Consider the following 25,107-nt stretch of genomic DNA (forward strand, 5'->3'; position numbering starts at 1 on the left):
GAAGTACCCCTCATGCGGGATGGTAGCAACCTCACCGCTCAGCACAATCCCTCCGCCGGCCTGCCTGAACAGCCTTCCAGCGACTCGAAGGCAGGGAGGGGGAGATCGTGAGGCACGGGATACGCAGGAATCGGCGCCTCATCCTCCGCCTCATTGAATCCGCCACCGGTCCTGTGGCGCGTCCGGGTCCGCTGGTCCTGCTCTGGCGCTGGCGCTACGAGGTAGGGCTCGCCATCGGAGCCCCGGGCTGCTGGCTCCTGATGGACCGGCAGCTGGGACGGACGGCCGCGATCACCACGATCGCGGCCGTTCTGCTTGTCGCGGTCCTCTGGCCGCCGGCCAGGGCGGAGCTGGCCGCCCGCATGTGGTGTGTGATCACACCGCACCGGATCCGCGAGGGCATGGCGCAGGCACTGATCGTGACCGCGCGGGGCAAGCTGCCGATCGTCCTCCACACCAGGCCGGAGGTGTTCGGCGAACGCCTCTTGATCTGGTGCAGGGCGGGTACGAGCCCCGCGGATCTGATCGATGCCCGCGACCTCCTGGCCGCGGCCTGTTGGCTGGCGGGCGACGTCCGGATCACGCGCCATCCGGATCGGGCTTCGCTCGCGATCGTCGATGTCATCCGGTACCCGGACCGGGCGGATCGGCCGGATCGCGCCGATGAGAAACGGCGGTCCGCAGTGGGTGGGAAGGAGACCTGAACGGCGCTCCCGCGCGAACGCGACAGTCACGTTCGACGGGAAGCCGAGGGTGCCTGTGCTCCGGCGCGGGCACCCGCTTCCGCGAGTTACGCCGGAGGCTTGTCCGCCGCGGGGACGCGGGACAGCTCCGCGGTGCAGAAAGCACAGCGCCGGGCGTCGAGGGGAATGTCACTCAGGCACTCCGGGCACTCCTTCTCGGTGGCTTTCCTGTCCCTGTCGAAGAAGGAGATGAGCCGGGACATCGGCATCACGACCAGCCAGTAGACGACCGAGGCGATGATAACGAAGCTCAGCAGATTGTTGATGAAGTCGCCGTACTTGAATTCGGCGCCGTTGACTTTGAACGCGTATTCGGCGAAGTCCGGCCCGCCGCCCCCGGTGATCGCCGCGATCAACGGCGTGATGAGGTCCTTGACCAGTGCCTGCACCAGCCCGCTGAAGGTCGCCCCGATCACGACCGCCACCGCCAGTTCGACGAGGTTGCCTCTCAGCAGGAACTTCTTGAATCCGCCCATCCTTCGTGTCCTCCACTCGTGAAGACGGTCGGACTACCCACCGGTCAGCGGCCAAACATCCGTGTTTTCCGAGCGATCCGCCGGAACCAGGCGATGTCGAAACGCCCTCGGCGAGTGGCCTGGACGAAAGCCGTCCACTCCGCGGCGGTGAATATGAGGACCGGTCCGTTCGCGCCATCCTTGCCGTCGCGCACTCCGACCTTGCCGTGCTCGAAGGCCACCTCTACACAGCTTCCGTTATTGCATGCCGGCCGATGCCAAATGCTCTGACCGAAGGGAGGTTGGCTCGTCATGCGGTCTCCTGGAAAGATCGATGCCGCCGCGAACGAAGCCGTGTGTTCCGCGCCCGGTTCGCAGCACAACCAATTATCAATAGTCGCATTCGCCCTGCTTGGCAGCTTGGACGAAGGCAGACCAGTCGCCGAACGAGTAGCGCGGCACCGCGCCATCCGGGTTCTTGGGATCGCGAACGTTGACCACGTCTTGTTCGAAGGCCACCTGGACGCGGTTGCCCCCGTTGCAGCGGGAGGAGATGCGCCACTCCAGAGAGGAACCGGGTCCGCCCTGCGGTGAGCTCATGGAGACTCCTGACGCATATAAGACCAATAGGGCATATTTCTTGAAGGTACTCTAAGTTCCCGCTGCAGCCCAGGTGGAAGGAATGCCTGGTTCTCGGTGATCGAAAATGCGCCCGCCGCAGTTCCATATGCGTGAAGGCATCGTTGCCGAGGTTTCCGTGCTCACGTTTCAGTCCTGGCTGTCGTATATCGCGAGCCGGTGTCATCGGCCCATCGACCAGGGTTTGATCGTTCACCTTCGGGCGGCACAGAGATCGCGCACATCCCGCGCGCCGGCGGCGCTCTGTTTTCCTGCGAGGGATCTTCGGGGAAATGCAGAACAACGCCTATGCGGCTTGCTTGACAGCCAATCCGGCCTCTCTACGCAACTCTCGTAACCAGCGCCCCAATTGTTGCCGCAAGGTTTGGTTGTTTGGCCATCAATGCCCGCTTTCTCCTCGGTGTCGTCAAGGGGTCGGTGGCATCTTGGGCGAAATTTGCCGGCCCCTCGTGCTTCGACGTGGCGTGACAAACATCATCGGAAAGATCTTTTGGCAAATTATTATGGTAATTGCCAAAGGGCGGTTGTCATCGGCACAAACCAGGGTAAAGAGAGCGTGAGGCCCCGATGGGGCGAACCTTCAAGGGGGTGTGAGCCTTGAAGCACAAAGTTGAGGTTCGGCACGATCACCGGATCGCCGTACGAGGTCTGCTGGCCTCCGGCCTGAGAGCGCTGGGCAACCGGATCTTTGGAGAGATCGACGCCTTCGCGTGGGTGCAGGGCTGGGAGATCGATCGGAGCCGGTGGTTCCGCAGGGTGTACAGGGACCCGCGGTTCGACACCCTGCAGGAGTGCGGCCTCTGCCGGGGCGAGGGACGGATCGGCGCGGGCGTTCCGGCAGATACCGGAACCGGGACCGGGGTTGCCGGGGCTGGGGCCGGGATCGGAGAGGCGGCCGGGGGCGCCGGGGAGATGTGCGGGCTGTGCGGGGGCAGCGGGCGGATCCGGCGACTCAAGGCGGGGGTGCGTGATGAGGCGTGAGGAGCCCGTGGCCCGGCAGGTCTCCACGACACGCCGGGCGGCGATCATTCCGGCGGCGCGGCCGGGTCCGCTCGCGCTGATCTGGTGGTGGCGCTACGAAATCGGACTGGCCCTGTGCGTGCCCATCGCCGCCGTCTGGGCGATGGGCACGCTCGGCTGGTACTGGGTGGTTCTCGCGGTCGCGCTGCTCGCCCTCCTCGTGGGGGCGGTGCCGGTCGTGAGGGCCGGGGTGTGGGGGCGGATCCGGTGCGTGTTCACCGCGCATCGGATCCGTTCCGGCTGCGTGGAGGCGCTGGTCGTCAACCGGCGGGGCCGCGTCCCGCACGTCCTGTGGACGGCGGCGACCCCGTTCGGGGAGCGGGCCTGGCTGTGGTGCCGTACGGGCACCACGGTCTCCGATCTGGAAGGCGCCACCGAGGTGCTGGCCGTCTGCTGTCTGGCGCAGATCGTCCGGGTCACGGCACACCCCCGATATCCCGCGCTCGCGCTCGTGGAGGTGGTCCGTGAGGAGAAGGTCTGGGCCGACGGCACGGGCCGGTACGGCCGGCGCGAATCTCCCCTGGTGGCAGGGCGGCACTGACGTGGCCCCGGCGCGGGCGGCTACTATCGGCCCCGTTCGCGAGCGAGGTGGCCGGATGGACTTTCGTGTGCTGGGGCCGGTCGAGGTGATCGCCGACGACGGGACGTCGCTGGACATCGGCCCCTACCAGCAGCGGGCGGTGCTGGCCATGTGCATGCTCGCCGCACCCCGCCCGACCGGGCCGGGCCGGCTGATCGACGCGCTCTGGGAGGGCGGGCCGCCCCCGGGGGCACTCAACACCGTTCAGGCCTACGTCTCCAAGCTCCGCCGCGTCTTCGAGCCCGGCAGGCGGAGGCAGGTGCCCCCGGCGATCCTGGTCACCAGACCCGGCGGCTACGCCCTCGACATCTCCGAGACCGCGCTGGACCTGGGCAGGGTGCGGCGGCACGCGGCCGAGGGCAGGCGCATGAGCGCCGAGGGAGACCACGAGGGAGCGGGCGGGCGGCTGCGGCTGGCGCTGGAGGAGTGGCGGGGGGAGCCGCTCGCCGACTTCGCGGACGCCTCCTGGGCGGCGGAGGAGATCATTCGTCTCACCGAGCTCCGGCTGACGCTGGAGGAGGATCTGGCCGAGGCCGATCTCGCGCTCGGCCTGGGGGCCACGCAGGCCGCCGGGCTGGCCCGGCTGGTCGCCGCCCATCCGTTCAGGGAGAGGCTCCGCGTACTCGGGGCGCACGCGCTCTACCAGGCCGGACGGCAGGCCGACGCGCTGGCCGTGCTCGCCGAGGGGCGCAGGCTGCTGGTGGAGGACCTGGGACTGGACCCCGATCCCCGATCCAGGGAGATGGAGCGGCGCATCCTCGCGCAGGATCCGGAGCTCACTCCCAGAGTCCGGGTGACGACGGGGGAGAGCGCCCGGCTGGTGGGCCGGGAGGCCGAGGCCGAGGTGCTGGATCTCGCGGTCGCGGGTGACGGGCATCGGATGGTGCTGCTCGCCGGGGAGCCGGGCATCGGCAAGACCAGCCTGGCCGAGCAGGCGGCTCGGGCCGCGCGGGCGCGGGGGCACCGCGTGGTCTGGGGCCGCTGCTGGGACGGCACGGGCGCGCCGCCCTTCTGGCCGTGGACGCAGGCCGTACAGGATCTGGTCGGCAGGGACGGCGAGCTGGCCCAGCTCGCGGGGGGCGGGCAGTTCGAGCTCTACGAGGCGTTCGCCCGGCTGCTGAACGAGCACGGCCGGGTCCTGGTCGTCCTCGACGACCTCCAGTGGGCGGATACGTCGTCGCTCCGGTTGCTGGAGTTCCTCGCCGCAACGAGGCTCTGCCCGGAGCTGACCGTGGTGGCGACCTACCGCGACACGGACGTGCGGCAGGGCGGGGCTCTGGAGCGCGCTCTCGGGGCGCTGTTACGGCTGCCGAACGTGCGGCGGCTCCTCCTGCGAGGTCTGGCCGAGGAGGGGATCCGCGAATATCTCGGCCGGGCCGGCGCGGATCCGGGCCGGGCCGCCGAGATGGGCAGGCTGACCGCCGGCAACCCGTTCTTCCTGGGGGAGGTCCTGCACCTGGGCGAGACCCCCGGGGCGCTGTCCGACGTCGTGCGAGGCCGGATGGCCGGTCTCCCGCCGGGCACCGAGGAGGTGCTGACCGTCGCGGCCCTGCTCGGCCGGGACGCGGCGATCGACCTCCTGTCCCGAGTGGCGGAGCTGCCCCAGGACCGGGTGCTCGACATCGTCGACGCCGCGGTCGGGGCCCGGCTGCTGGTCGAGGACGACGGACCGGCCTATCGCTTCGTCCACGACATCGTCCGGGACGTGCTGCGCGAGGCGCTGCCGCCGCTGCGCCGGCGGCGGCTGCACGCGCGGGTCGCCGAGGTGCTGGAGGAGCGGAGCGGGACGCGCCTTGAGGAGATCGCCCACCACTACCGCGAGGGGCTGCTGACCACCCGGATGGCGGGGAAGGCCATCGGCTACACCCGGCGCGCGGCGGCCCAGGCGATGGCGCAGTTCGCCCCCGAGGACGCGGTGGAGAACCTGGAACAGGCGATCGCGCTGATCGACCGGCTGCCCAGGTCCGACGACGCGCTCCGCTGCGACCTCCTCCTCGACCTGGCCGAGGCGCAGACGGCGGCGGGGATGAGCATCGCGGCCCACGCCTCCCTGGAGGCGGCCGCGGAGATCGCGGAGGGGCTCGGCGACGACAACCGGCTGGCCCGGGCGGCGCTGGGCTTCACCGACCCGATCCACCTGGCGATGTATGAGGAGGTGACCGGCGTCGACCGGCTCTCCGAGCGCATCGACCGGGTCCTCGCCTCCGGCCTGGCCGAGGACTCGCCGTGGCGGGCCCAGTTGCTCGCCGCCGCCGCGCTGACCGGTTCGACCGCCCGGCCCGTCGAGAGCAGCAGGGAGATCGCGCGGGAGGCGGTACGGCTGGCCCGCGCCGCCGGCGACGACCGGACCCTGGCCAGGGCACTGATCGTCTGCGAGATCCTGCTGCGGTCCGACCACGATCACGACCTCAGGCGGTCGATCATCGACGAGATCGTGGAGATCGGCCGCCGCACCGGCGACCTGGCCACCGAGTGGGTCGGCAGGGAGGCCGAATACGTCGAGCTGACCGCCCAGGGCAGGGCGGAGCGGGCCGCCGGGGTGCTGGCCTGGCTCAGGGAGACCGCGAACCGGCTGCGGCTTCCCTCGATGGTCAGCCTGGCCGCCTTTCAGACGGCGGTCCGCGCCTACCTGGGCGGGCGCTTCGCCGACGCCCTCGCCGCGGCCGACGCCTCGGGCGCGGCCCATCCGGAGGGGGCGCTGGGCCGGGACGACGCCCGCCTGCGGCGCGAGATGTTCCGTTTTCTGGCCCTGCGGGCGGAGCACGCGCCGGGCGAGGCGCTCGCGCTGGCCGACGAGATGCTCGCTCACCGTCCGGGCCAGCGGCCCTGGCAGATCCTGCGCTGCCTGGCCCTGATCGACCTGGCGAGGGCGGATGAGGCGCGTACGATCTTCGCCGGGCTCGCCCGCGATGACTTCGCCCCGATCGGCCCGGACCTGGCCTACAGGTTCGTGCCGGACGCCGTCAGCGAGATCTGCGTGGCGCTCGGCGACGTGGCCGCCGGGAGGGTTCTGTACGACCGGCTCGCACCCGGCGCGGGCCGGTTGCTGGGCTGGTCGGTGACCGACCTGTGCCTGGCGCGGCTGGCCCTGCTGAACGGCGACGAGCGGGCCCCGGCCCACCTGCGGGCGGCGGAGGCCTTCGTCGGCGAGGCCGGGCTGCGCGTGTACGAGCCCGCACTCCGTTCACCGATGGGGTTTCATGTGAACAATGCCGGTTAGAGGTGTCGCTACCCCCCTCCGAACGTGCCGCTGGCAAAGGCGTGTCATTCCTTGAGTCTGAGTTCACCGTGACAGGAGTAGGAATGTGTGCATGGCTGGGAAAACATGGGGCATATTTGTCCACCGCTGAAGGGCGGTGCAATGATCGAGATCTGGCCGGGTGACCCCTATCCTCTGGGGGCGACCTACGACGGCGCGGGAGCCAATTTCGCGCTCTTTACCGAGGCCGCGGAACGCGTCGAGCTGTGCCTGTTCGACGACGACAACCAGGAGACCAGGGTCACCCTCACCGAGTGCGAGGGATACGTCTGGCATGGATATCTGCCGGGCATCGGCCCCGGGCAGCGGTACGGCTACCGCGTGCACGGTCCGTACGACCCGGCGAACGGGCAGCGGTGCAATCCCAACAAGCTCCTGCTCGACCCCTACGCCAAGGCGGTGGAGGGGGATGTGAAGTGGGACGAGGCGGTGTACGGCTACCGCTTCGGCCAGCCGGACAGCCGTAACGACGCCGACTCGGCCCCGTTCGTGCCCCGCTCCATCGTGATCAACCCGTTCTTCGGGTGGGGACACGACCGTCCGCCTAGCACGCCGTACCACAACACGGTGATCTACGAGGCGCACGTCAAGGGCCTGACCATCAACCACCCGAAGATCCCCGAGCGGATCCGCGGCACCTACGCGGCGATCGGCCACCCGGAGATCATCGATCACCTCACCTCGCTCGGGGTGACGGCGATCGAGCTCATGCCGGTGCACCAGTTCGTCACCGACCACGTCCTCGCCGAACGGGAGCTGACGAACTACTGGGGCTACAACAGCATCGGGTTCTTCGCCCCGCAGAACTCCTATTCGAGCACCGGCCAGCGCGGCGGGCAGGTGCTGGAGTTCAAGGCCATGGTGAAGGCGCTGCACGAGGCGAACATCGAGGTCATCCTCGACGTGGTCTACAACCACACCGCCGAGGGAAACCACCTGGGTCCGACGCTGAGCATGCGGGGGATCGACAACGCCGACTACTACCGCCTGGTCGACAACGACAAGCGCTACTACATGGACACCACGGGCACCGGCAACAGCCTGTTCATGCGGTCCCCGCACGTGCTTCAGATGATCATGGACTCACTTCGCTACTGGGTCATCGAGATGCATGTGGACGGCTTCAGGTTCGACCTGGCCTCCACACTGGCGCGGGAGCTGCACGAGGTCGACCGGCTGAGCGCCTTCTTCGACCTGGTCCAGCAGGACCCGGTGCTGTCGCAGGTCAAGCTGATCGCCGAGCCGTGGGACGTCGGGCCCGGTGGCTACCAGGTGGGCAACTTCCCCGCCCGGTGGACCGAGTGGAACGGCATGTACCGCGACACGATCCGCGACCTGTGGCGGGGCGAGCCCGCCTCCCTGCCGGAGTTCGCCTCCCGGCTGACCGGCTCCAGCGACCTCTACCAGGACGACAGCCGCCGCCCCGCCGCCTCCATCAACTTCGTCACCTGCCACGACGGGTTCAGCCTGCAGGACCTGGTCTCCTACAACCACAAGCACAACGAGGCCAACGGCGAGAACAACCGGGACGGCGCCGACGACAACCGCTCCTGGAACTGCGGCGAGGAGGGGCCCGCCTCGCTGGCGATCGAGTCACTGCGCGAGCAGCAGAAGCGCAACTTCCTGACGACGCTGTTCCTGTCCCAGGGCGTGCCGATGATCTCTCACGGCGACGAGCTGGGCCGCACCCAGCGGGGCAACAACAACGTGTACTGCCAGGACAACGAGCTGAGCTGGGTGGACTGGTCGGACGTCCGGGAGAACTGGCTGCTGCTGGAGTTCACCCGGCGCCTGGCCAAGCTCCGCGCCGACCACCCCGTCTTCCGGCGGCGCCGGTTCTTCTACGGCCGGCCGGTACGCGGCTCGGAGGACAATCTCAGCGACATCGCATGGTTCACCCCGAAGGGGGAGAAGATGACCGATGGGGACTGGAACGTGGGCTACGCCAAGTCGCTGGCGGTCTTCCTGAACGGCGAGGCCATCACCGAGCCGGACCGCCGGGGACGGCAGATCACCGACGACTCGTTCCTGCTCCTGTTCAACGCGCACCACGATGTCATCAAGTTCACGATTCCCAAGGACTACGGCGAGATGTGGCTGATGGAGATCGACACGGCGATGCCGATCACAGTTGACACCCGGATCTGCCGGGCGGGCGAAAGCGTGCCGGTCGTCGGCCGTTCGGTAAGGGTGTTGCGTCGTGTCTGAACCAGGCGTGTCCGAGTCATCCGAGCCGTTCGTGTCTGAGCCGTCCGAGTCATTCGAGGAGCCGGTCCCGGTCTATCCGGCGCCGGCCTCGACCTACCGGATCCAGCTGACCCCCGACTTCGGGTTCGCGCAGGTGGCGGAGCTCGCTCCCTACCTGCGGGACCTGGGGATCAGCCACGTCTACCTGTCGCCGCTCCTGCAGGCCAACCCCGAGTCCAGGCACGGCTACGACGTGACCGACCACTCGCGGATCCGGGCGGAGTTCGGCGGGATCAAGGGATTGCGAGCGCTGTCGGCGACGCTGGCCGAGCACGGGATCGGAATCGTCGCGGACCTCGTGCCCAACCACATGACGATCCCGGTGCCGGAGTCGGGCAACGCGCAGCTCTGGTCGGTCCTCAAGGACGGGCAGGCCTCGCCGTACGCGTCCTGGTTCGACATCGACTGGGCGGGCGGCAAGCTGAACATGCCGGTCCTCGGGGGTGACGACGGCCCGGTGGCGGACGGCGACGTGCTGCGCTACCACGACCACGAGTTCCCCCTGCCCGACACGCACTACCGGCTGGTCGACTGGCGTGAGGGGCCCGGCTACCGGCGGTTCTTCGACGTCTCCTCGCTGATCGGGCTGCGGGTGGAGGATCCGGAGGTCTTCGACGCCACTCACGCCGTGATGCTCTCCCTGATCGAGGAGGGGGTCGTCCACGGGCTCCGGATCGATCACCCCGACGGGCTGGCGGAGCCGCGCGGCTACCTGTCCCGGCTCCGGGCCGCCTCGGGCGTGTGGACCGTGGTGGAGAAGATCCTGATCGGGTCCGAGCAGCTGCCGGAGGACTGGGACTGCGACGGCACGAGCGGCTACGACGTGCTCAACCGGATCACCGGTCTGTTCGTCGACCCGGCGGGCAAGGAACGGCTGGTGGAGCTGTTCGTCATGCACACCGGCATGCCGACCGACTACGCCACGGTGGTCCAGGAGTCCAAGGCCGAGGTCCTCGGCCTGTTCTTCACCTCGGAGATCGACCGGCTGCACGCCGTCGTCGGCTCCGACCGCGAGGCGCTGGTGGAGCTGCTCGCCGCGATGCCCGTCTACCGGGCCTACGTGGTGCCGGGAGAGCCGGTGCCGGAGGTCTCGGCCAGGATCGTCGAGACGGCGGGACAGCTCGCCGCCGACCGGCTGCCCGAGGGCGCCCCGGTCGCGGAGGTCGTGAACACGGTGCTGTACGGCCCCGCGGAGGCGGTCACCCGCTTCCAGCAGACCTGCGGGCCGGTGATGGCCAAGGGGGTGGAGGACACCGCGCTCTACCGGTGGTATCCGCTGGCATGCCTGAACGAGGTGGGCGGGGAGCCGGACCGGTTCGGGGAGTCCGTGGGTGACTTCCACACGTTCTGCCTGGAGATGTCGTCCGGAACGATGACCACACTGTCCACGCACGACACCAAGCGTTCCGAGGATGTGCGGGCCAGGCTGGCCGTGCTGTCGGAGCTGCCAGGGGAGTGGGCGGCGGCGGTCGGGGAGTGGTCCTCGAAGGTCTCCTTCGACCCGGTGCTCGACTATCTCGCCTGGCAGAACCTGATGGCGGCCTGGCCGATCAGCCAGGACAGGCTCTTCGACTACCTCTTCAAGGCGGCCCGCGAGGCGAAGACCTCGATCTCCTGGGTGACCCCCGACCCCGCCTACGAGGCGGGTATCCGCGACTTCGTCACCCAGGCCATCGGCGAGTGCGGCGCGTCGATCGCGGAGTTCGCCGACAGGATCGAGCCGTACGCCCGGTCCAACTCCCTGGGACAGAAGCTCGTCCAGTTCATGCTGCCGGGCGTGCCCGACCTGTACTGGGGTAACGAGATCACCGACTTCTCCCTGGTGGATCCGGACAACCGCCGCCCCGTCGACTTCGACCTGCGCCGCCGGATGCTCGCCGGTGCCGGCGGCGGCAGCGTCGCTGCCGCCGCCGCCGGTGGAGGCGCCGCCGCCGATGGCCCGTCGTGGGACGGGGCCAAGGCCGCCGGTCCGTCGTGGGACGCGGGCAAGGCCGGTGATCTGTCGTGGGACGAGGCCAAACTGATGGTCACCACCCAGGCGCTGAACCTACGCCGGCGGCTGGATCCGGCCGCGCCGTACATCCCGCTGGAGGCCGACGAGCACGCGATCGCCTTCGCCCGCGGGGACCGGGCCGTCGCGGTGGCCACCCGGCTGCCGGTCGGGCTGGAGCGGCGTGGCGGCTGGGGGAGCAGTACGCTCACGCTGCCGCACGGAAGGTGGCGGGACCTGCTGTCCGGGGCCGAGCACACCGGCCGGATCCCCCTAGCGCACCTGCTGTCCATTCACCCCGTGGCACTCCTGGAAAGGGACTAGCCGATGTTCGAGGTATGGGCGCCGCATGCGACCGCGGTCGACGTGGAGATCGAGGAGGTCCGCTACTCGATGTCCGCGGGGTCGGCCGGCTGGTGGTCGGTGGAGGTGCCGGGGGCCGGGCACGGGACCGACTACCGTTTCAGGCTGGACGGGGGCGAGGCGCTGCCGGACCCCCGGACCCGATGGCAGCCGGAGGGGATCTTCGGGCCGAGCCGGGTCTACGAGCACGACCGGTTCGAGTGGAGCGACGACCTCTGGCGGGGACGGGGTCTGCCGGGGGCGGTCATCTACGAGCTGCACATCGGCACCTTCACCCCCGAGGGCACCTTCGACGCGGCGATCGGCAAGCTTGAGCACCTGGCGGAGCTCGGCGTCGACTTCGTCGAGATCATGCCGGTGCCCCCGGTGCCGGGAGAGCGCAACTGGGGCTACGACGGCGTGGACCTGTGGGCCGTCACCGAGAACTACGGCGGCCCCGACGGGCTCAAGCGCTTCGTGGACGCCTGCCACCGGCAGGGGCTCGGCGTGATCCTTGACGTCGTCTACAACCACCTCGGCCCGTCGGGCAACTTCCTGGCCCCCTTCGGCCCCTACTTCCACTCCTCCGCCTCCTCCTTCTGGGGTCAGGCGGTCAACCTGGACGGTCCGGGCTCCGACGAGGTGCGCGGCTATCTCATCGGCAACGCGCTGCAGTGGCTGCGCGACTACCACGTCGACGGTCTGCGGCTGGACGCCGTGCACGCGCTGCACGACAAGCGGGCCGTGCACCTGCTGGAGGAGCTGGCCGTCGAGGTGGAGGCCCTGTCGGCGGCCGTGGGCAGGCCGCTGACGCTCATCGCCGAGTCCGACCTCAACGACCCCCGGCTGATGACCTCGCGCGAGGCCGGCGGGTACGGCCTGGAGGCCGCCTGGAACGACGACGTCCACCACGCCCTGCACGTGGCGGTGAGCGGTGAGCGGCACGGCTACTACGACGACTTCGCGGGGGCCCTGGCCAAGGTGCTGACCCGGGGCTACTTCCACGACGGGACCTATTCGACCTTCCGGCACCGTTCCCACGGGCGCCCGGCGAGCCACGTGCCCGGCTACCGTTTCGTCTGCTGCGCGCAGAACCACGACCAGATCGGCAACCGGGCCGAGGGCGACCGGCTCGCGCCCGACGCGCTGAGGCTGGCCGCGGGACTCCTGCTGACCTCGCCGTTCACCCCCATGCTGTTCATGGGGGAGGAATGGGGGGCGCGCACGCCGTTCCTGTTCTTCACCGACCACGTCGAGCCGCAGCTCCGCGAGGGGGAGGCCGACCGGCGGCGGCGGGAGTTCGTCGGGTTCGGCTACGACGACTGGGCCGACAAGGCGCCCGATCCCGGCGAGGAGATGACCTTCCTGCGGTCCAAGCTCGACTGGAGCGAGCTCGACCATGACGCCCACCGGGCCCATCTCGACTGGTACCGGGCACTGATCGCGCTGCGTCGCGCCCACCCCGACCTGTCGGACCCGAGGCTCGACCGGGTCCAGGTCGATCACGGCGAGACCTGGCTGGTCGTCCACCGGGGGATGCTCCGCGTCGCCGCCAACCTCAGCCCGATCCCGATCACGGTACGGCTCTCGCCCGCCCAGATCCTGCTCGCCTCCGACCCGAGGGTGACCGTGGACGGCGAGGAGTTGTCCCTGCCCGCCCGCTCCCTGGCGATCCTGAAGGTGACCTGACGCGGGCGCGGGGACAGGGCTCGGGAACGCCGATGGGTGAGACCGCCGGACCGGCGGCTCACGAGGGAACGCGGGCCGAGGACGCGGATCTGGGAATGCCGATTGATGAGGCCGCTGATCGGCGGCCTCATCAGGGAGCTCGGTTCGCGGGCGAAGTCCTCCGGCCGACCGGCCGCTTACGCGGGGACGTGGTTCCGTAGGCGGAGCTCTTCGGGGTACGGCGAGAAGTAGGTCTGATCCCGTACATACTCGGCGGCCTCGCCCCGCGCGTGATGGCGGAGCAGGGTCGCGGGCACGCTGAGGGCCACCAGGCCGGCCCGGTAGGAGGCGATGACCTCCGCCAGGTCGGCACGCCTGGCCGGGTCGAGCGCGTCGCTCATCATGCCCATGCAGTGCTGCAGGACGTTGACGTTGCGGCCGATGGTGGCCTTCGTGGCGAAGGCCGTGCCGAACACGCGGGCGTAGTCGGCGGCCAGCTCCTCGCGGGGGCGCACGCCCGCCCGGGCCACGACACGGCCGGCCTCGCCGTAGGCGACGGGGTCGTGGGCCAGCATCTGCATCTTGTGCCGGGAGTGGAAGGAGATCAGGTCACGCGCCCGCCAGTCGCCCTCCAGCAGCGCGCGCAGCCGGGCGTGCGCGAAGATCCGTTCCACGAAGGTCTCGCGGAGCAGCGCGTCGTTCAGCCGTCCCTCGTCCTCCACCGGCAGCAGCGGGTGGGCGTCGAGAATCTTGGCCGCGAAAACGCCCCGGCCCTTGCGATCCACGGCCATGTCCCCCTCGTAGACGGGGATGCCGTGCAGCCCGCAGCTGGGGCTCCTGGACTTGAAGACGTAGCCGTCCACGTCGAGGGTGCGCGCCCGCTCGGCGGACAGGGCCGCCATCCGGTCGGTGAGGTCCACCCGGGTCTTCCTGGTCACCAGGCGCGGCCCCTCGGGAGAGCGTTCGAGGCGGAGGGTCTCGCGCGGGGTGCCGAGGCCGATCTCCATCTCCGGGCAGACATGCACCCAGTCGACGTGAGGGTCCAGCTCCCCGCTGAGGAACCGGTCGCGGCTGTGGCCGCCGTTGAACCGCACCAGCTCGCCCATCAGGCAGCTGGACACCGCGACCCGGGGCCTGATGGCCTCGGCGATGTCGCCCGTCCGGCTCATGTCGCTCATCTCGCCTGTCCGACTCAGGTTGCCTGTTTCGCTGGTCCCGCTCATGGCACTCGTGCCGCTCATCCCGCTCATACCCTCGCCCGGCCCGTCCCGCTCATGCCGTGACCGGGGGAAGGATGCTCGACAGGCGGCGCAGGCCGCGGGCCGTACGGGCCTTGATGGTGCCGAGCGGCACGCTCAGCCTCTCGGCGATCTCCCGCTGGGTCAGCTCGCCGTAGTAGGCCAGCTCGATCGCCTGGCGCTGCGGTGCGGGAAGCTCGGCCAGCGCCCGCTGGACCTGGTCGCGGTCCGCCAGGCCGTCGCCGTGGGTCCGTCCGTCCGCACCGGCCGGATCGGCCACCACGTCCAGCGGGACCGTCCGCGGTGTCCGGATCCGCAGCTGGTCGATCGCCCGGTTGTGCGCGATGCCGAGCAACCAGGCCGGGAGGTTGCGGGCGGGGTCGAAGCGGTGCCGGCACCGCCAGACCTCCGCGAACACGATCTGCTGCAGGTCTTCGACATCCTGCTGAGGGACGAATCGCCGCAGGTAGGAGCGGACCAGCGACCCGTGCGTGTGGAAACACTCGGCCAGCGCGGCGTCGTCGCCCTCGGCGAGCCGGATGTTCAAGGTGTCTGTCATGATGACTCTCCCTTGCCAAGAAAACCTACTCAAAACTTATTCATACTCGCTCACCCTTCGTGATCGCAACCTGAGGGGAGGGGCGCGTCGCGAGAAGGCGGGGATCCGGGTGGCGAAACGCGGACGGCCGGCGCGGTCATACGAGGACCACGGGCGCGGTGTCAGGGGGAAGCCGGAGAGGCGAGACGGGAGCGATCGGCGGAGCGGCCCGTCAGGGTGGCCCGGGCCGGGGACGACGGGCGCGGTGACGGGAGGAGCCTTCGAAAGGAGGACGGCCGGTGCGGCGCGCGGTCAGTGGAGGGCGGCGCTGATCTGGGTGAGCGCGTCCCGGAACGACGTGACGCGGGAGACCGACGGCGGGAGATCATCCCACCACCCTGTGCCGCCGACGATGACCCGGCTCGCGGGGCGGAGCAGGGGTAGCGACGCGAGCGGGGCCGGGTCGCCGGTCTCGGGCAGCTGGGACCAGACGAAGACCACCGCCGGGCCGAGGCGGCGCATCGCGTCGGCCAGGGCGGGGTAGGGGATCCGCGCGCCCAGCACGCGTGTATCCACGTGTTCGGCGGTCAGCGCGGCGGCCAGCGCGTAGATCGGCAGGCTGTGCTGCTCCTCCTCGGAGCAGGTGAGAAGCACCGGCCGGACGTTGATCGGCCGGGCGGGGCGTTCGATCAACCGGCTCAGGGAGGCCAGCAACCGGTCGGAGAACAGGTGCTCGACCTCGATGCTCGCGCCGGTCTCGGCCTGACGCCTGCAGATCGTCTCGAAAACCGGGATCACCAGCTCCTCCCAGGTCCAGATGACCCCGTGCCTGGCCAGCGCCGCGCCGATCCAGTCGGACACGAGCTGGCTGTCCAGCATGATCGCCGCCCGAGCCAGCATCGCCACCGTGGGGATCTCGGGGCGCGGCGCCGGGGCGGGCGGGCGTTCCTCCCGGCCCTCCCTTTCCTCCCGGGCCTCCCGAGAATCGGGGACTTCCCGGAGAGAGGCGGCCGGTGGGGGCCCGTCGCCTCTCAGGACCTCCCGCGCCGCGTCGGCGGCGGGCACGCCCGTCCGGATGAGCCGGTTCATCTCCTCAAGGCGCCGCAGGTCGCTCAGGTCGTAGCGGCGATGCCCTCCCGGACTTCGTCGGCTGGGGCCGAGACCGTAGCGCAGGTTCCAGGTCCGCAGGGTGGGGGCGGGCACGCCGAGACGCCGTGCGACGGCTCCGATGCCGTAGCCCGGCTCCTCTTCGGTGGTCACCTGACTCTGCTCGCCCATCTCATCTCATTCTCACAACCCGTTCCATGCCCGTAATCGCCCTACCAGGCTGCCAGACGGCACGGGTGGTCGTCCCCTGGAAGGTTCTTCGAGCGACAGGTCCCGGCGGATGCAATAACGGGAGCCGGAGCACGTGAAAGGTGGCGATATGCGGCAAATGGGGTCCACGGGGCTGGCATGCGAAAGGAGCTGATCTCGCCAGACGCAACGACCGGGGCCGGGTGTGCGAATGGGGCGGGTTCTGGTGCGCGTGACCACTTGGGCCGGAGTGTACGAGAGGGGTGAGCCCGGGCGGGTGCGACGGCCGGGGCGCATGAAGGGAGTGAGCCCCAACGGGTTCAACCCCCGGGGCTGGAGCGGATGAAAGGGAATGAACCCTGGTAGGTGCAACCGCCGGCGCCGCAGGGTGCGAAAAGGAGATCATGATGGACACCGTCATCGTTCTGTTCAACCGCGATCTCCGGACGCACGACCACCCGGCCCTCGCCGCCGCATGCGAGAACGCGCGCCAGGTGGTCCCGCTTTTTGTGCTCGACCCCGCGCTGCCCGCGGGCCACCGTTCGGCCTTCCTGTCCGAGTGCCTCGCCGACCTGCGTCGATCGCTACGGGAGCGGGGCGGTGAGCTCGTGATTCGCCGGGGCGACCCGGTCGCGGAGACCGTACGGCTGGCAAGGCGGATCTCGGCCCAGGCCGTCTATGCCAGTTCGGACGTCAGCACGCTCGCGCGGCGCAGGCAGCGGCGGCTCGCCGAGGCATGTGAGCAGAGCCGGATGGAGTTTCGCGGGTTCCCCGGCGTGACGATCGTCGCGCCCGACGCGCTCAGGCCTTCGGGCGGTGGTGATCACTACCGGGTCTTCACACCCTACTGGCGCGCCTGGAGCGCCCATCCGCGGCGGGAGACGTTGAAGGCGCCCGACATGGTGCACGTTCCCGACGGTCTGGAGGGAGGTCTGCTGCCCGACTCGGATCATGAACCGTCCGTGCTGTTCAGGGGCGGTGAAACGGTGGCGCGCGAACGGATGAGGCAGTGGTTGAAGCACTGCGTGGAGGACTACGCCGACGGCCACGACGATCTCGCGGGAAACCGTACCTCCAGGCTGAGCCCGTATCTGCACTTCGGCTGCCTGTCGCCCCTGGAGCTGGAGTCGACGGCCGTGAACGGCGACGCCTTCGTCAGGCAGCTGTGCTGGCGCGACTTCTTCCATCAGGTGACGGCGGCCTTCCCCCGCATCAACCGGGACGACTACCGGTCGCGCGGCCAGGAGTGGCGCACCGACTCCGGCGCCGCGCAGGCCTGGAAGGAGGGCATGACCGGGGTTCCGATCGTGGACGCGGGAATGCGGCAGCTGCTCACCGAGAACTGGATGCACAACCGGGCCCGCATGATCGTGGCGTCCTTCCTGGTCAGACGGCTGCGTCTCGACTGGCGAGTGGGGGCCGACCACTTCTTCGAGATGCTGCTCGACGGTGACATCGCCAACAACTACGGCAACTGGCAGTGGATGGCCGGGACGGGCAACAACACCCGGCCCAACCAGACGGTCAACCACATCCGGCAGGCCAAAAGGTTCGACCCGGACGGCGAATACGTCCGCCGCTACGTGCCCGAGCTGTGCTCGGTGCCGAAGAGGGCGATCCACGAGCCGTGGCTGTTGCCGGCGGGCGTCCCCGGCTATCCACAGCCCCTGGTCTCGATGGATTGACAGCGCCCGGGCGGAACGATTTGGCTCTGCCGCACGTCGCAAAAAGTGTGACCTCTTTTGAGAGCATCGACGATGACCTACGGGCCGTTCACGGGCGAGTGCGACAGCTGGAGCAGCTGACCAGACGGCGTCAGGCGGTGGAGGTCCAGCTCGACGAGGTCGGGCGGCTCATCGGCGACCTCGAAGCCGAACTCGCCGAGGAGGAGCGGGGCGTCTCCAGGCTGGAGGGCGGCTTCTCGGCGTTCCTGGCCGGCCTCACCGGATCCAGGGAGGAGAAGCTGGCCGGGGAGAAGGCCCAGGCACTGGCCGTACGGCAGCGCCTGGAAGGGCAGCGAACCCGCCTCGAATGGCTGAACACCGACCGGACGGCCCTGGAGGAGGCACTGGCCGAGGTCGGGTCGGCCCCGGAGGAGTTCGCCGCGCTGCTCGAACGCAAGGAGCGCATGCTGGTGGAGTCGAGCGATCCCCGGGGCCGCGAGCTGGCCGAGATCGCCCAGCGGCTCGCCGAGGTCGACGCCGACCTCCGGGAGCACGAGGAGGCCCACCGTGCCGGGGTCGCCGCCGCCCACGCGGTCGGCCAGGTCCTGCGCTGCCTCGGCAGCGCGCGCGGCGCCTCCACGTGGGACATGCTCGCCGGCGGTGGCGGCATCGCGGACATGATGGAACGCGGCCACCTGCTCAACGCGGACGAGGCGGCCTGGCACGCCCAGCATCTCCTGGACGTCTTCGCCAGGGAACTCGTCGACATCGGCGTGCACGTCAGCCCGGCGCTTCCCAAGGTGGACACCCGCTGGTTCGCCGACATGTTCTTCGACAACATCGTCACCGATGCGATCAAGCATCAGCGGATCGCCCGCACGGGCGAGGCCGTCGGCGATGTCGCCGAATGGGTGGGCGGTACGGTGAACGGCCTGGCCGCCCGCTGCGGGGAGCTGACGCGCGGGCGCGACTCCTTCGTCGCCCGTCGCGAGGACGTCCTCACCGGCTGAGGGACGCCGCCGAAGTGGTCGAAGGGCGTCACCGATTCAGCGGAGGATCAAGGAAGTCGCAGGTCGGAGGACATCACCGATTGTCAGTGGCTCGGGGGTGCCGCGCGCCGGAGGGCGTCACCGACTGTCGGTGGCTCGGGGACGCCGCCGATACGTGAACGGATGAGGGACGTCCCCGGAAGCACCGGAGCCGGCGGGACGGATGCCCGCGAGGTCAGCTCCGGAGCTTCGGGAACGACTCCATGGTCAACGAGCGATCTCAGTGCTTGTGACCGACAGCGTCATGGTCGTGGTCGTGCTCCTCGTCCTCATCCTCGTCCGAGGGACCGTCGGAGGGCTCGACGCCCAGCACGGCCTCGCGAGGCTCGATCTCCTCAACGTGCTCGATCAGACCCAGGACATGGTCCGGCTCGATCAGCCACTGCAGCGCCGTGGCACCGGTGTCGTCGGTGGAGACCAGCTCCGCCTGCTCCTTGCGCTCGTCATCGTCCAGATCGGCGTCCGGGTGGTTGATCTCCTTCAGCGCGGCAGCCTGCAGGCCCGCGAGGTCCTGCACCTCCACGGTAAGCTCGACAGTCAGACGCAGATAGCGTTCAGTGCCCGATTCATCACTCATGGTGTAAATCCTAGTGCCCTCGTAGGGTGCGATTGCCTAAGGAAGCTTCCACTCGACCGGCGTTGTGCCCTGCTGCTGGAGAAGCTCGTTGGTGCGGCTGAACGGGCGGGAGCCGAAGAAGCCGCTGCGGGCCGACAGAGGACTCGGGTGGGCCGATTCGACGGCCGGGAGTTTGCCGAGCATCGGGCGCAGGTTGCGGGCGTCACGCCCCCACAGAATCGCCACCATCGGCTTGTCGCGAGCGACCAGCGCCTTCATGGCCTGCTCGGTGACCTCTTCCCAGCCCTTGCCCCGGTGCGAGGCGGACTTGCCCGGCGCGACGGTGAGAACCCTGTTGAGCAGCAGCACGCCCTGCTCGGTCCACGGGGTCAGGTCGCCGTTGCTCGGCATCGGCAGGCCGAGATCCTCGGTGAGCTCCTTGTAGATGTTGCGCAGGCTGCCCGGAATCGGGCGCACGTCCGCGGCCACGGAGAAGCTCAGGCCGATCGGATGGCCCGGCGTGGGATAGGGGTCCTGGCCGACGATCAGCACCTTGACCTGGTCAAAGGGCTGTTGGAAGGCTCGGAGCACGTTGGCTCCCGACGGGAGGTACTGCCTGCCTTCCGCCACCTCCTTGCGGAGGAAATCGCCCATCTCGGCGATTTTTTCAGCGACGGGTTCGAGGGCCGTGGCCCACCCGGCTTCCACGATTTCATTCAAAGGACGCGCGGCCATGCCGAAAACCCTATCGAGGTTTGAGGTCCGGTACGGCGTGCGCCGGAAATCCGCGCACGCCGTACCGGACCTGCCCCTTTATTTCACCGAACCCGCCATCATGCCCTGCACGAAGTAACGCTGGAAGGCAAAGAACAAGATCAGCGGGATGATCAGCGACAGGAAGGCACCGGGCGCGAGGATGTCGACGTTGGTTCCGAACTGCCGCATCTGGGACTGCAGGGCCTTGGTCATCGGCTGGTTCTCGGTGTTGGCGAAGACCAGGGCGACGAGCAGGTCGTTCCAGACCCAGAGAAACTGGAAGATGCCGAGCGAAGCGACCGCGGGCTTGGCCAGCGGGAACACCACGGTCGAGAAGATCTTCCACTCACCCGCGCCGTCCATGCGCGCGGCTTCGAGCAGCGAGCGTGGAATGCCCGCGAAGAAGTTGCGGAGCAGGAAGATGGCGAAGGGGAGTCCGAAGGCGACGTGGAAGAGCACCACGCCGGCGATGGAGCCGAAGATGCCGATCGAGCCGTAGAGCTTCGCGATCGGGATCAGCGCGATCTGGATCGGCACCACCAGCAGGCCGATCACCACCAGGAACAGCGCGTCCCTGCCGGGAAACTCCATCCAGGCGAACGCGTAGGCGGCCATGGACGCGATGCCGATCACCAGGAGGGTCGTGGGCACCGTGATGAGCACGGTGTTCCAGAACGACGCGGTGAACCCGGTGGCCAGCAGATCGGCGTAGTTCTTGATGGTCCACTCGGCCGGCTTGGTGAACGCCGTCCACCAGCCGGTGGAGTTGTTGGCCGTCTCCTGGCGGAGCGAGACCACGAACAGGCCGAGGGTGGGAACCAGCCAGAACAGGCCGATCAGCACCAGCACCGCCTGGACGAGGCCGCCGCCGACCTTGTCCAGGATCTTGCTGATCACGTTGCGCGGTGGGGCGCCGAGACTGGAGGTCGTCACTGGTTGTCCCTCCTGAACCGGCGGATGTTGATGATCATGAAGGGCAGAACGAGGATCAGCAGGAAGATGGACAGCGCGCTGCCCAGCCCCTGGTTGCCTCCGCCGCCGAACGAGACCCGCCACATCTCCAGCGCGATCACGTTGGCCTGCGGCTGCACCGATCCCGGTGCGATGACAAAGACCAGGTCGAAGACCTTCAGCGTGTTGATGATCATCGTGACGAACACGACGAGCAGCACCGGGGCGAGCAGCGGAATGGTGATCTTGCGGAACACCTGCCATTCGGTGGCCCCGTCGATGCGGGCCGCCTCCAGGGCGTCACGCGGGATGGCCGAGAGCCCCGCCGCGATCAGCACCATGGAGAATCCGGCCCACACCCAGATGAACGCTCCGATGATCGCCGGAGTGATCAGCGCCGGGCCGAGCCAGGCGATCCCGTTGAAGGCCGCGTGGAAGTTCGACTCCGGCAGCCGCACCAGATAGTCGCCCGGAGCCAGTCCGGTGAGGCGGAAGGTCCCGTCGGCCTCGGTGGTGGCGGTGGCCTTGACGGCACCGTTCTGCACCGCCTCGACGGTCACGCCCGTCAGGCCCTTCTCCGTGGGATCCACCTGGTTGACGGCGCCTCCGCCGCCCTGGGTGAAGTCCACCCACACGGTCCCGGCCAGTTCGCCGGGGCCCGGCTGGGGCGCCTTCGCCGTCGCCGCGGAGGCGAGGGTCTCGGGCTTCACGCCGACCAGGGGGAGGAGCACGGCCTTGCCGGGTCCCGCGGGCTGCTTGGTCACCACCGCGCCCTGCTGACCGGCGACCGGCGACCGGTCGTTCTCTCTGGGCCGGGCGTCCGGGTAGCCGTCGGAGGAGCCGAAGACGTCCGTCACCGAGGTGATGATCGCGTTGGCCACACCCCGGTCCGGGGCCTGCTCGTAGACCAGGCGGAAGATGACGCCGGAGGCCATCAGGGAGACGGCCATCGGCATGAACACGATCAGCTTGAAGGCGGTCGCCCAGCGGATCCGTTCCGTCAGCACCGCGAAGACCAGGCCCACCGCGGTGACCAGGGCGGGAGCCACCGCGACCCAGATCAGGTTGTTCCTGATCGTGGTCAGGGTGGAGGAGTCATTGAAGATCGTCGCGTAGTTCTCGACGCCGACGAAGGTGTTCCCGTTGGAGTCGTAGAAGCTGCGGAAGATCGAGTAGATGATCGGGTAGATCACCATTGCGCCGAGCAGGAGCACGCCCGGCAACAGGAACCAGATTGCCAGCCTCGCCGGAGGACCCAGGGACCCGGCCTTCACGGGAGCCGGCTCGGGAGCCTTCTCAGGAGCCGCCTCCGGTACCGCCTGCGATACCGGAGGCGGTGCCGGAGGGCCGTCTAACCGATCGGTCACGGCCTCTCCCCTTACTTCCAGGCCTTTTTGGCCTCGTCTTCGAGCTTGCTCTGGACGCCCTTGACGTCGGCCGGGTTGCGCACGAAGTCCTGCAGGAGCTTCCACTCGCCCTTGCCGTCGGTGCCGCCGAAGGCGCTGGGGGCGAGGTCGGACATGTCGTAGCGGACCGCGTCACCGGCAGAGATGATCGTCTCGGCGAGCTTCTTGGTCAGCTCGGACGGGTAGTTGTCGGGCGAGACATTGCGGTTGGGGGAGAGGTAGCCGGGAAGCTTGGCCCAGATCTCGCCGCCCTCCTTGGAGGCGAGGAACTCCAGCAGCTCCATCGAGCCCTTGGAGTCCTTCAGCGCCACCGCGATGTCGCCGCCCAGCACGACCGGCTCGGTGTCACCGGCCTTGGGGAACGGGAAGTACTTGGCCTCCTCGCCCAGCTTCGCGCCGGACTCCTCGGCCGTGGTGCCCACGAAGTCGGCCTCGATCACCATCGCCGACTTGTCCTGGCCGTAGACCTGGGTCACGCAGGTGGGGAAGTCGGTCTGCAGGGCGCCGGAGGAGCCGCCGAGCAGGAACTCCTTCTTGCCGACCAGCTGGCCGATCTTCTCCAGCGCGGTGGTCACGCTGGCGTCGGTCCACGGGATCTCGTGCTTGGAGAGCTTGGTGTAGTTCTCCGGGCCCGCGCTGGACAGGTAGACGTTCTCGAACAGGTCGGTCAGGGTCCAGCCGGACGCGCCGCAGAGGGAGAACGGCGCGGTGCCGGAGTCCGCGATCGTCTGGGCGGTCGTGACGAGGTCGTCCCAGGTGGCGGGCGGCTGCGTGCCGGCGTCCTGGAAGGCCTGGTCGCGGTACCAGATGAGCGACTTGTGGGCCGCCTTCACCAGCACGCCGTACACCTGGCCGTCGGCGGAGCCGAGTTCCTTCCAGTACGGGGTGTAGTTGTCGTCGAGCTGCTTCTGCACCTCGGCGGTGAGCGGCTTGAGCGCCTTCTGGTCGGCGTACTGCTGGACCAGGCCGGGCTGGGGCAGGATCGCGACGTCCGGCGGGCTGCCGCCCTGGATGCGCGGGCCGAGATAGGCACCGGTGTCCTCGCCGGTGGAGGCGTAGGTGACCTTGGCCCCGGTCTTGGCCTCGAAGGCCTTGAGCACCTGCTCGAAGTTGGTCTGCTCGGAGCCCGTCCACTTGGCCGCGACCTCGAGGCTCACGCCTTCGAGGGTCTTGGCCTCGGCGGGCGCGGAGGCGGGGGCGCTGCCGCTCGCGGCCGGTGTTGTGGGTGCCGCCGCCTCGCCGCCGCCGCATGCGGCGAGTGCGAGTGCGAGTCCGGCCGTCGTCGCCATGGCAATGGATTTGCGCATGCTGAACAAACCTCCTGTGGTGTCAAAGCCCCGGAATTCGGGAGAAGTAATTCGGGAGAAGCGAAAGAGAGCGGAGGGCTGAATCGAGATCCGGGAGGGATGACGGCTCGCCGGGGGGTCGCCCCGGGTTACTGAGCCCGGATGATCTCGTTCAGCTGGCCTTTCATGGAGGCGATGATGTCGTCGCCGGCCTCCTCGAAGGGTGGGGTGAGCGCGTTGGAGACCGCACTGGCGATCACCAGGCTCACCTGGTTGTAGTTGGCACTGGCCGGTCTCGGCCGGGCCGAGAGAATGCTCTGCTTGAGGACGGGAAGGTAGGGGAAGCGCTTGATCAGGGCGGGGTCGTCGTACAGCTCGGCCCACACCGGTGGGAACGAGCCGTCGGTGAGCACTCGCCTCTGGTTCTCCAGGCCGGTGAAGTAGCGGATGAACTCGACCGCCGACTTCTGCTTCTTGGAGTAGGCGCTGAGCGCGAGGTTGACGCCGCCCAGCGAGCTGGAGCCCGGACCGTTGAGTCCGGGCAGCCGGGTGACCGCGAACTTGTCCTTGACGGCCGAGTCGGTGGCGGGGCCGTACGCGTGCGGCCAGTTGCGGGCGAAGGCCAGCCTGCCCTCCTGGAAGGCCAGCCGGGACTCCTCCTCCTTGAAGGAGAGCGACTCCGGCGGGATCCAGCCTTCGCGGAACCCGCCGACCAGGAAGTCCAGGCCGGCCTTGGCCTTGGCCGAGTCCATGGTCACTTTTGTGCCGTCCGGGCTGAGGATCTGCCCTCCCGCCGACTGCACGGCCTCGGCGAAGTTGACGGTCAGTCCCTCGTAGGCCAGGAACTGCCCGGCGTAACCGCCGATGCCGTACTTCTCATGCAGCGCACCGGCCTGCTCGCGTAGCTCTTCCCAGGTCTTGGGGGGCTTGAAGCCCTGCTTGGCGAGCAGATCCTTGCGGTAGTAGAGCAGTCCGGCATTGCTGGTGTACGGCACGGCCCAGAGCTTGCCCCGGTAGACCGCCGTGTCGACGACCGGAGGCAGGAACCGGTCGAGCTGGAACATCCCGCGTTCCAGCGGCAGGATCCAGCCCGCGTCGGCGAACTCCGCCGTCCAGACCACGTCCAGGCCGAGCACGTCGTAGCGGTCGCTTCTGGCCTGGAGATTGGCGACCATCTGCGCACGTTGCTCGTCGGCCGCCTCGGGGAGTTCGAGCAGGGTGACCCGCTCCCCGGGATGGGTCTGGTTCCACCTGTCCAGCAACGGTTGCAGGTAGGCGGTCGTGTCCCGTCCGATCACGAGGGTGAACGGGCCGGTCCCCCCGAACCTCTCGGTCTCCTGCGCGCCCACCCCGGCGCATCCCACCGGCAGAAGCACGGCGAGCGCGATGGGAATGAGACGGCGCACTATGACCTCCAGATTTCG

At 69.1% G+C, this 25,107-nt stretch carries 21 protein-coding genes; 9 read left to right on the forward strand and 12 right to left on the reverse strand.

What is annotated here, in order from left to right; all coding sequences use genetic code 11:
* Positions 1-173: 173 nt before the first annotated feature.
* Positions 174-704: a hypothetical protein gene (locus CHC08_RS33515; RefSeq protein WP_089211391.1), complete on the forward strand. Its 531-nt coding sequence runs from the start codon at positions 174-176 to the stop codon at positions 702-704.
* Between the two features lie 86 nt (positions 705-790).
* Here the strand turns inward: CHC08_RS33515 and mscL are convergent, their stop codons facing one another.
* From mscL to CHC08_RS33530, 3 genes are read right to left on the reverse strand one after another with little or no spacing between them, the layout of a single operon-like run.
* Positions 791-1,219: a large conductance mechanosensitive channel protein MscL gene (gene mscL, locus CHC08_RS33520; protein WP_089211392.1), complete on the reverse strand. Its 429-nt coding sequence runs from the start codon at positions 1,217-1,219 to the stop codon at positions 791-793.
* Between the two features lie 44 nt (positions 1,220-1,263).
* Positions 1,264-1,668, reverse strand: a complete 405-nt coding sequence (locus CHC08_RS52815) for a DUF397 domain-containing protein (protein WP_338055711.1) — start codon at positions 1,666-1,668, stop codon at positions 1,264-1,266.
* Positions 1,589-1,798, reverse strand: coding sequence for a DUF397 domain-containing protein (locus CHC08_RS33530; RefSeq protein ID WP_089211394.1), 210 nt, complete (start codon positions 1,796-1,798; stop codon positions 1,589-1,591). Before CHC08_RS33530 ends, CHC08_RS52815 begins: the two co-directional genes overlap by 80 nt.
* 636 nt (positions 1,799-2,434) lie before the next feature.
* On the opposite strand from CHC08_RS33530, the gene CHC08_RS49925 reads away from it, so the two are divergent.
* The 6 genes from CHC08_RS49925 to treZ all read left to right on the forward strand — a co-directional run bounded on the left by CHC08_RS49925 (position 2,435) and on the right by treZ (position 12,964).
* Positions 2,435-2,818 (forward strand): hypothetical protein, encoded by a 384-nt coding sequence (locus tag CHC08_RS49925; RefSeq protein WP_179282354.1) that lies wholly within the window; start codon positions 2,435-2,437, stop codon positions 2,816-2,818.
* A complete protein-coding gene (locus CHC08_RS33540; protein WP_143653437.1) occupies positions 2,805-3,398 on the forward strand; it encodes a hypothetical protein in 594 nt (197 codons plus the stop codon). Before CHC08_RS49925 ends, CHC08_RS33540 begins: the two co-directional genes overlap by 14 nt.
* Before the next feature lie 55 nt (positions 3,399-3,453).
* Positions 3,454-6,657 (forward strand): ATP-binding protein, encoded by a 3,204-nt coding sequence (locus CHC08_RS33545; RefSeq protein ID WP_089211397.1) that lies wholly within the window; start codon positions 3,454-3,456, stop codon positions 6,655-6,657.
* Between the two features lie 141 nt (positions 6,658-6,798).
* Positions 6,799-8,904 (forward strand): glycogen debranching protein GlgX, encoded by a 2,106-nt coding sequence (gene glgX, locus CHC08_RS33550; RefSeq protein WP_179282355.1) that lies wholly within the window; start codon positions 6,799-6,801, stop codon positions 8,902-8,904.
* Entirely contained in the window at positions 8,897-11,257 is a 2,361-nt protein-coding gene (gene treY, locus CHC08_RS33555; protein WP_338055712.1) for a malto-oligosyltrehalose synthase, read from the forward strand. Before glgX ends, treY begins: the two co-directional genes overlap by 8 nt.
* 3 nt (positions 11,258-11,260) lie before the next feature.
* A complete protein-coding gene (gene treZ / locus CHC08_RS33560) occupies positions 11,261-12,964 on the forward strand; it encodes a malto-oligosyltrehalose trehalohydrolase (protein ID WP_089211398.1) in 1,704 nt (567 codons plus the stop codon).
* Between the two features lie 176 nt (positions 12,965-13,140).
* Here the strand turns inward: treZ and CHC08_RS33565 are convergent, their stop codons facing one another.
* The 3 genes from CHC08_RS33565 to CHC08_RS33575 form a co-directional block, all read right to left on the reverse strand.
* Positions 13,141-14,121 carry a YbgA family protein gene (locus CHC08_RS33565; protein ID WP_245878715.1) on the reverse strand — a complete coding sequence of 327 codons (981 nt, stop codon included), beginning with the start codon at positions 14,119-14,121 and terminating at the stop codon, positions 13,141-13,143.
* Between the two features lie 94 nt (positions 14,122-14,215).
* Complete coding sequence (locus CHC08_RS33570; protein WP_089211400.1) at positions 14,216-14,740, reverse strand: RNA polymerase sigma factor; 525 nt, start codon at positions 14,738-14,740, stop codon at positions 14,216-14,218.
* 291 nt (positions 14,741-15,031) lie between these two features.
* The gene (locus tag CHC08_RS33575; RefSeq protein ID WP_089211401.1) at positions 15,032-15,997 is read right to left on the reverse strand and encodes a MerR family transcriptional regulator; all 966 of its coding nucleotides are present in this window, start codon (positions 15,995-15,997) and stop codon (positions 15,032-15,034) included.
* A 422-nt stretch (positions 15,998-16,419) separates the two neighbouring features.
* Here CHC08_RS33575 and CHC08_RS33580 point away from each other — a divergent pair, with 422 nt between their 5' ends.
* Both CHC08_RS33580 and CHC08_RS33585 read left to right on the forward strand, forming a co-directional pair.
* The gene (locus CHC08_RS33580) at positions 16,420-17,700 is read left to right on the forward strand and encodes a cryptochrome/photolyase family protein (RefSeq protein ID WP_245878716.1); all 1,281 of its coding nucleotides are present in this window, start codon (positions 16,420-16,422) and stop codon (positions 17,698-17,700) included.
* Positions 17,701-17,747: 47 nt separating this feature from the next.
* Entirely contained in the window at positions 17,748-18,689 is a 942-nt protein-coding gene (locus tag CHC08_RS33585) for a hypothetical protein (protein ID WP_143653438.1), read from the forward strand.
* A gap of 259 nt (positions 18,690-18,948) precedes the next feature.
* Here the strand turns inward: CHC08_RS33585 and CHC08_RS33590 are convergent, their stop codons facing one another.
* The 6 genes from CHC08_RS33590 to CHC08_RS33615 form a co-directional block, all read right to left on the reverse strand.
* Entirely contained in the window at positions 18,949-19,305 is a 357-nt protein-coding gene (locus tag CHC08_RS33590) for a hypothetical protein (RefSeq protein ID WP_089211404.1), read from the reverse strand.
* A gap of 36 nt (positions 19,306-19,341) precedes the next feature.
* On the reverse strand, positions 19,342-20,019 hold the full coding sequence (locus CHC08_RS33595; RefSeq protein WP_089211405.1) for a uracil-DNA glycosylase: 678 nt from the start codon (positions 20,017-20,019) through the stop codon (positions 19,342-19,344).
* A gap of 78 nt (positions 20,020-20,097) precedes the next feature.
* The gene (locus CHC08_RS33600; RefSeq protein WP_089211406.1) at positions 20,098-20,973 is read right to left on the reverse strand and encodes a carbohydrate ABC transporter permease; all 876 of its coding nucleotides are present in this window, start codon (positions 20,971-20,973) and stop codon (positions 20,098-20,100) included.
* Positions 20,970-22,358 (reverse strand): ABC transporter permease, encoded by a 1,389-nt coding sequence (locus CHC08_RS33605; RefSeq protein WP_089211407.1) that lies wholly within the window; start codon positions 22,356-22,358, stop codon positions 20,970-20,972. The genes CHC08_RS33600 and CHC08_RS33605 overlap by 4 nt, the downstream gene beginning before the upstream one ends.
* Positions 22,359-22,369: 11 nt before the next feature.
* On the reverse strand, positions 22,370-23,704 hold the full coding sequence (locus CHC08_RS33610) for an ABC transporter substrate-binding protein (RefSeq protein ID WP_089211408.1): 1,335 nt from the start codon (positions 23,702-23,704) through the stop codon (positions 22,370-22,372).
* A gap of 128 nt (positions 23,705-23,832) precedes the next feature.
* Entirely contained in the window at positions 23,833-25,089 is a 1,257-nt protein-coding gene (locus tag CHC08_RS33615) for an ABC transporter substrate-binding protein (protein ID WP_089211409.1), read from the reverse strand.
* Positions 25,090-25,107 lie beyond the last annotated feature (18 nt).

It is taken from the genome of Streptosporangium subroseum, assembly GCF_900188345.1.
GTDB lineage: Bacteria > Actinomycetota > Actinomycetes > Streptosporangiales > Streptosporangiaceae > Streptosporangium > Streptosporangium subroseum.